This is a genomic window from Clostridium sp. CAG:43, from assembly GCF_000434655.1.
In the GTDB taxonomy this organism is placed as follows: Bacteria; Bacillota; Clostridia; order Lachnospirales; family Lachnospiraceae; genus Otoolea; species Otoolea fessa.
The window spans coordinates 23,598-31,282 of record NZ_FR895090.1; the positions used below are offsets into that span (position 1 = coordinate 23,598).

The window sequence follows — 7,685 nt, forward strand, 5'->3', positions numbered from 1 at the left end:
ACCATTACTATTCACACAAAACCTTCCGTTGCAAAAATGCCTGCCTGTACACGTCATCTGGCACCGCCCCGCTTCTACTCTAACAGCCGCCCGATATCCAGCGCCCCCCAGCCCTGTTGGTTGCGCGGCAGCCCCAGATCCACTGCCCGCTCTTTAAAGCGAAGCTTCACATCCCGGTTCGTCATGTCCGGGTTCTGCTCCAGCAGAAGCGCCGCCGCCCCCGCGACAAGCGGCGTAGACATGGACGTCCCGCTTTTAAAACGGTACCCGTTCCGCCGCAGGTTACAGCTCACAATCCGTGATCCAGGCGCCACAATGTCCGGCTTGCAGATACAGGCGTCCGTCGGACCCCGCCCCGAATAGTCCACCATCCGGCTGCCTGCCACCTCTACCTCCCGGTCATCATCCGCACATCCCACCGTGATGACCTTCCGGCTGATCCCCGGCGTTGTGATCGTGTGCGCGGCTGGACCATTATTTCCCGCTGCCACCACGACCACATACCCGGCATCCCACGCCGCATCGACACCGCGCACCAGCGCCGAATCTTCGCTCATTCCCTTCGGTGTAAAGGAGCCAACCGATATATTGATAATCCGGATCCCGTACTGGCTGCCATTCTGGCGCACCCAGCGAAGCCCTGCCAGCACATCCGATACATACCCATTTCCCCTCTGATCCAGCACTTTCAGGCAGACCAGCTGCGCCCCCGGCGCCACACCCTGATAGCGTCCCGCCGACGCCGTGCCGCTGCCGGCAATCATCCCTGCCACATGCGTTCCATGCCCATTGTCATCATACGGCTGCTGTTTTTTCTTAAGGAAATCCCGAAATCCGTAAACGCAATTTTCCAAATCCGGATGCAGAAATACCCCTGTGTCCAGGATCGCCACCCCGACGCCTTTTCCTGTCAGTCCTCGTCTGTACGCCTCATTGCAATGAATCCATTCTCTCGCCCGGTTCACAGGAAAAAGCCCCCATATTCTTCCCTTACTGTTAGAATATGGGGGCTTTCGCCTTATGTGAATGCAGCCTCTTATTTGTGGAAGCTGTAATAGACGGTTCCGCCTGCCAGTCCACCGCGGAACTGCGCCAGCTCACTGACCGTCACCAGCTGATAGCCGCGCTCCACAAGCGCCGGAATGATCGTGACTGCCGCGTCACCGGAAGCATTGTAAAGCTCATGCATCAGAACCACCGAGCCATCTTTTACCTGGTTTAACACGGTCTGCACCGATGAAGCCGCATTGCGCGTCTTCCAGTCCAGCGTATCCACATTCCAGAGTACGATCGGCTGGCTGATATTGGCAAGCACAGTGCTGTTTTTTCCACCGCCCGGAAGACGAACTGTTTTCGGTGCCTCGCCTGTGATCGCGGCAACCGCCTGATTGCAGGCCTCCACCTGCTGACGAATCTCCTGTGCACCTAACTTCTGGAGATACTTGTGATCCTGCGTGTGATTTCCAATCTCATGCCCATTGGCATACATCCGCTGAATCTCACTCTTATAGGAATTCACACGGTTTCCGAGCACATAAAAGGTCACACGGCCGCCGTACTGTTCCGCGCAATCCATGATGCGGTTTCCAACCGGGGCATACGGACCATCATCAAAGGTCAGTGCCACCATCGGTGCATTCGGATCGATATAACGACCGCCGCTGGCTACCATTCCATCCGGAACCTGGCTGTCCCCCTGCTCCGTTCCCTGCGTTTCAGAAGCAGTCTGTCCGTTATTTCCTGTCTCCTGGTTCTCTGTTGTCTGCTGTCCTTCCGCTGCGCCAGCATGATTCTCGCTGCCAGCAGCCGTCTGTGCATCCCCCGCCTCATTCTGGGAACCGGACGCCTGCTCCCGCCTCTGAATCAGCTCCATATCCGATGCCGGTCCGGACGGCACATCATCCGCATATGCCGCAAACGACGCCCCTACCGTACAGACCGCCGTAAGTAACAGTGCTGCTGCTCTCATTTTCCATGTTTTTCTCATACCGCTCCAAACCCTCCAAATTGTTTTCTTTTTCTTCTGCCATTCCGATGCAATCCGGAACAGCCGACCATGTGACATACTCACGTACAATGGTTTTATTATATCACACTCTTCCTTTATTAAGAACACTTCGTCCCATTTTACTTCTTACATTTTTCTGACAAGGTTAGTGTTCACGCATACGTGCCCAGTAACGGAATTTGCCGTGGCTTCGCATTTAAATACGGCAAATTCCTGCTGCCACCACGTTCTCTTATGACACTTTCGATTCCAAATGTGCCTGCCTGTAAACAGTTCCAAAGAATATTCATAAGTATTTTTAATAAATATTTCATGTTGTGTAATACACCTAATATATGCTATGATAAAAATGATGTCGTTACGCATCACAACGCGTGCAACGTAACACATGGAGTTTATTGACAAAAGAGTTGAAAGGAAGTAACAAATGGGCGGATTTTTTGGTGTCACATCAAAAACAAACTGTACACTGGATCTTTTTTTTGGTACGGACTATCATTCCCATCTGGGAACACGACGCGGTGGTATGGCGGTTTATGGAGAAAACGGTTTCAGCCGTTCTATCCACAATATCGAGAATTCCCCGTTCCGTACAAAATTTGAGCACGATGTCGATGAAATGCAGGGTAACATGGGCATCGGCTGTATCTCAGATATGGAACCGCAGCCTCTGTTAATTCAGTCGCACTTAGGAAGCTATGCCATCACCACAGTCGGCAAGATCAATAATGAAAAAGAGCTGATTCAGGAAGCATTTAAGAAAGGGCATATTCATTTCATGGAAATGAGCGGCGGCAAGATCAATGCAACCGAGCTGGTCGGCGCCATCATCAGTCAGGCAGATTCCCTTGTTGAAGGTCTGAAACTGGCACAGGAAAAAATCAAGGGTTCCATGACCATTCTCCTGCTGACCCCGGAGGGCATCTATATCTCCCGCGACCGCCTCGGACGTACCCCGGCGATCATCGGACACAAGGACGGTGCGTTCTGTGTTTCCTTTGAAAGCTTTGCATACATCAACCTTGGATACACGGACTACAAAGAACTGGGACCGGGCGAGATCGTCCGCATGAACGCCGACGGCGTAGAGGTACTCAGCCCGGCACGCAAGGAAATGAAAATCTGTTCTTTCTTGTGGGTTTACTACGGTTATCCGACCTCCTGCTACGAGGGAATCAACGTCGAGGAAATGCGGTACCACTGCGGTCGTATGCTTGCCAAACGCGATCATTCCGACGCCGATCTGGTAGCCGGCATCCCGGATTCCGGTATCGCGCATGCAGTCGGCTACGCCAATGAATCCGGCATTCCATTTGCCCGTCCATTCATCAAATATACCCCGACCTGGCCGCGTTCCTTCATGCCGACCACCCAGAGCCAGAGAAACCTGATCGCACGTATGAAGCTGATCCCGGTAGACGCCCTGATCCGCGACAAGAGCCTGCTCTTAATCGACGATTCCATCGTCCGCGGCACCCAGCTCGGCGAAACAACCGAATTCCTGTATCAGAGCGGTGCCAAGGCAGTACATATCCGTCCGGCTTGTCCGCCGCTGCTGTTTGGATGTAAATATCTGAACTTCTCCCGCTCCAATTCCGAGCTGGACCTCATCACACGCCGCATCATCCGCGACCGTGAGGGCGACAATATTTCCCAGGAGCTTCTGGATGATTACGCAAACCCAGACAGCCAGAATTATAAGGAAATGGTCGAAGAAATCCGTAAACGCTTAAACTTTACCTCCCTGCAGTTCCACCGCCTCGACGATTTAATCGAATCGATTGGTCTGGAACCGTGCAAGCTGTGTACATATTGCTGGAACGGAAAAGAATAATGTTGTAGAATACGTTTCTATGATAACCAAAATGGCAGCCCATCAATTTCTGCTGATGAGCTGCCATCTTTATTCTGTTAATTCTCTGCCAATCGTTTTATCAGCACCGTGCCTTTATAGTTTATACAAGCACACCGCCAATACCCACATCACTTCTGCCCTGTCACCATCATATAACGGTTATGTGCGTCCTTCAGACAGGCAATGAGCGGCTTCTGAGTCAGTGCAAAATACCTTTCCCGGATACTCTGCTGCATCTCGTCCAAATCCGTTTTCAAACTCTTTCCAAGCAGCATCGACACAACAAAATTGCGCGTCACCGACAAAATCGTATTGCACTCCAGATCAAGAATCTTTCCCGTCGCCCGTTCTACTACAAAACTCACATAAAACTCGCCGTGCAGGCTGTAAATCGCGTCCTCCTTGCTCGGTTTCGCCTGACCTACAACCAGAATCGTATCATCCTTATACATTATATCGTTTCCCCTTTTCTTTGGAACTGCCCTGATAAAAGCAGTTTCATCCATATACTGGTTTTATGATACCATGTTCTTAGGAAAGGTACAAGCCACGCTTCCTCGAAACCATATAAAATATGTAGGATTACAATACATCGTAAAAGGAACCAAACGCTCTCACGAGAAAAGGGATCGAAATCGATCCCTTTTCTCACTCTTCTTAGGTTAACAAGTATGGTTAACAAATAGTTAACAAGTAATTAACAAATGATGTACTTTTTACTGCTTTTCACCACATCTAACCACCCTTAAAACCCTTGAAAAATCAATAATTTTTAGAATTTCCCAGCCTTCGCAGCTTCCTCAATACCTACCGCAACCGCCACAGTAGCGCCGACCATCGGGTTATTACCCATACCAATCAGACCCATCATCTCTACATGAGCCGGTACAGAAGAAGAACCTGCGAACTGTGCATCGGAGTGCATACGTCCCATGGTATCAGTCATACCGTAAGAAGCCGGACCTGCTGCCATGTTATCCGGGTGAAGGGTACGTCCTGTACCGCCGCCGGATGCTACGGAAAAGTATTTCTTGCCTTTCTCTACGCATTCCTTCTTATATGTACCTGCTACCGGATGCTGGAAACGGGTCGGGTTGGTGGAGTTACCGGTGATGGAAACGTCTACGCCCTCTTTCCACATGATCGCTACACCCTCGGTAACGTCATTTGCACCATAACAGTTTACTTTCGCACGAAGTCCCTTGGAGTAAGATTTTCTCCACAGTTCTTTCACTTCGCCTGTGTAATAATCCATCTCTGTCTCTACATATGTAAAGCCGTTGATACGGGAAATGATCTGAGCCGCATCTTTGCCAAGACCGTTTAAGATAACGCGAAGCGGTTTTTTACGAACTTTGTTTGCTTTCTCTGCGATACCGATCGCACCCTCTGCGGCTGCAAAGGACTCATGACCTGCCAGGAAGCAGAAGCAGTCGGTCTCTTCTTCCAGAAGCATCTTACCTAAGTTTCCATGTCCCAGACCTACTTTACGCTGATCTGCTACGGAACCCGGAATACAGAATGCCTGCAGTCCCTCACCGATCGCTGCCGCCGCATCGGCAGCTCTGCGGCAGCCTTTCTTGATTGCGATTGCCGCGCCTACCGTGTAAGCCCAGCACGCATTTTCAAAACAGATTGGCTGGATCTTCTTTACCTGATCGTATACATCCAGTCCGGCATCCTTCGTGATCTTCTCAGCTTCTTCGATCGAAGCAATGCCATAGCTATTTAATACGGAATTGATCTTGTCAATTCGTCTCTCGTATGATTCAAATAATGCCATTGTGATGTTCCTCCTTAACTATGTACCCTGTGATTATTCCTGTCTCGGATCGATAATCTTAACCGCATCGTCTACACGGCCGTACTGACCTTTTGCCTTCTCATATGCAGTGGTCGGATCGTCGCCCTTCTTGATGAAGTCGGTCATCTTACCTAAGTTTACAAACTGGTAACCAATGATCTGATCTTCTTCATCCAGTGCAATTCCTGTTACATAGCCTTCTGCCATCTCAAGGTAACGCGGACCTTTTTTCAGAGTTCCGTACATCGTACCTACCTGAGAGCGGAGTCCTTTTCCAAGGTCTTCAAGGCCGGCACCAATCGGAAGCCCCTCTTCAGAAAACGCACTCTGCGTTCTGCCATATGCGATCTGGAGGAACAGCTCACGCATGGCGGTGTTGATTGCATCACAGACAAGGTCTGTATTTAATGCTTCCAGTACGGTTCTTCCCGGAAGAATCTCTGCTGCCATCGCTGCAGAATGGGTCATACCAGAACATCCGATCGTCTCTACCAGAGCCTCCTGAATGATACCTTCCTTAACATTCAGGGTCAGCTTACAAGCACCCTGCTGCGGCGCACACCAGCCAACACCGTGTGTTAAACCGGAAATATCCTTTACTTCTTTGGACTTAACCCACTTTGCCTCCTCCGGGATCGGAGCAGCGCCGTGATTTACGCCCTGGGCTACTGGACACATATTTTCTACTTCTTGTGAATAAATCATTGTAAGACTCCTTTCGAAATGATTGGATTTTGTACTTTGTTAATTTTATCACATCAATCCTGTCCCTATTATCTCACGAAATTCTCAATTCGTCCATAGGTTTTTTGTAACTTTTCAGACGGTTTTCTCATCTTTCTTTCTCTCCAAAAAAACATACAAAAACACGACAAAACTAACGAACAGAATACATCCCTTTACCATGCTGGAAATACTTAACGCCCACCAGATACCGCTAAGTCCCATCACAGAGGACAACAACACCGCCACTGGGATGCGCGCGGAGGTAAAGGTCACGCTGATGATCGACGGATACAGCGTTCGCCCCAGACCGGAAAACGCACCGATCGAGGTCTGTTCCACCATCATAAACATCTGGCTCAGTCCCACGATCCGCAGGTAATTGACGCCGATCGCCATGACCTCTTCTTCCTGCAAAAAGATCGAGAACAGCGGACGCGCCATTCCGATCAGCAAAAATGTCGTGCAGAGTCCCCACGCCGCCGTCATCGCGATCGCACAGAAATAGCCGCGGCGCACACGGTCATACCGCTTCGCCCCATAATTCTGTCCGAGGAATGCATTGACTGCCGCCGAAAAGCCATCTCCGACCATCCAGGAAACGGATTCAATCTGACTGCCAACACGCTGTGCCGCCACTGCCAGATCACCCCATCCGGTGATAAGGCGGGTCAGAATCATCGAAATTCCTGCGTAAATCAGATTCTGCACCGCCGACGGCACACCGATCCGCACGATCTCCCTCCAAACTTTCACCGGAACCAGCACCCAGAGACGCAGATGCGGAAACAGCACCTTTTCCCGCAGGACTGCCTTGAAAAACAGGAGGCTTACGAGCGCCTGTGCCGTAACCGTCGCAGCCGCTGCTCCGCTGACTCCCAGTTCCGGAAATGGTCCGATTCCAAAGATCAGCACCGGATCCAGCACAACATTGAAGACAAGCCCCGCCACGTTGACGATAAACGGTGTCCGGCTGTTTCCCGCCGCCGTCAAAAGTCCAGTCAAGATCGCATTTAGATAAGAAAAGATCACAAGCCCACAGGCGATCCGCACATACCATTCTGCCTGTGCAATCACCTCCGGGCTGTTTAATTTAAAAAATCCAATTAACCGACTGGCTCCAAAGATCGAAACCAGCCCATACAGCACGGCAAACAAAATTCCCAACTGCAGCGCACCTCTCGCATACTGCGCCGCACTTTCATTTTCTCCCGCACCAAGACAATGGGCGGTCTTTACCTGACCGCCCGTCCTCGCCAAAATCGCAAATCCCTGTGAAAACCAGGTATACATAC

7 protein-coding genes are annotated in these 7,685 nt (G+C 50.6%); 1 reads left to right on the plus strand and 6 read right to left on the minus strand.

The genetic code is table 11. The features are described 5' to 3' along the window. Positions 1 to 74 precede the first annotated feature (74 nt). Positions 75 to 965, minus strand: coding sequence for a S8 family peptidase (locus tag QVO97_RS07175; RefSeq protein ID WP_022359678.1), 891 nt, complete (start codon positions 963 to 965; stop codon positions 75 to 77). A gap of 71 nt (positions 966 to 1,036) precedes the next feature. Then, positions 1,037 to 1,987: a polysaccharide deacetylase family protein gene (locus QVO97_RS07180; RefSeq protein WP_022359679.1), complete on the minus strand. Its 951-nt coding sequence runs from the start codon at positions 1,985 to 1,987 to the stop codon at positions 1,037 to 1,039. A 448-nt stretch (positions 1,988 to 2,435) separates the two neighbouring features. Between QVO97_RS07180 and QVO97_RS07185 the strand changes: the two genes are divergently transcribed. Continuing rightward, positions 2,436 to 3,842: an amidophosphoribosyltransferase gene (locus QVO97_RS07185; RefSeq protein ID WP_022359680.1), complete on the plus strand. Its 1,407-nt coding sequence runs from the start codon at positions 2,436 to 2,438 to the stop codon at positions 3,840 to 3,842. Positions 3,843 to 3,991: 149 nt separating this feature from the next. On the opposite strand, the gene QVO97_RS07190 is transcribed toward QVO97_RS07185, so the two are convergent. The 4 genes from QVO97_RS07190 to QVO97_RS07205 all read right to left on the minus strand — a co-directional run. Then, positions 3,992 to 4,315: a DUF3870 domain-containing protein gene (locus QVO97_RS07190; RefSeq protein ID WP_022359681.1), complete on the minus strand. Its 324-nt coding sequence runs from the start codon at positions 4,313 to 4,315 to the stop codon at positions 3,992 to 3,994. A 320-nt stretch (positions 4,316 to 4,635) separates the two neighbouring features. Next, complete coding sequence (locus QVO97_RS07195; RefSeq protein WP_022359682.1) at positions 4,636 to 5,646, minus strand: GGGtGRT protein; 1,011 nt, start codon at positions 5,644 to 5,646, stop codon at positions 4,636 to 4,638. 33 nt (positions 5,647 to 5,679) lie between these two features. Next, a complete protein-coding gene (locus tag QVO97_RS07200) occupies positions 5,680 to 6,372 on the minus strand; it encodes an iron-sulfur cluster assembly scaffold protein (RefSeq protein WP_022359683.1) in 693 nt (230 codons plus the stop codon). A gap of 114 nt (positions 6,373 to 6,486) precedes the next feature. Further along, on the minus strand, positions 6,487 to 7,685 hold a 1,199-nt coding region (locus QVO97_RS07205; RefSeq protein WP_022359684.1), incomplete at its 5' end, for an MATE family efflux transporter.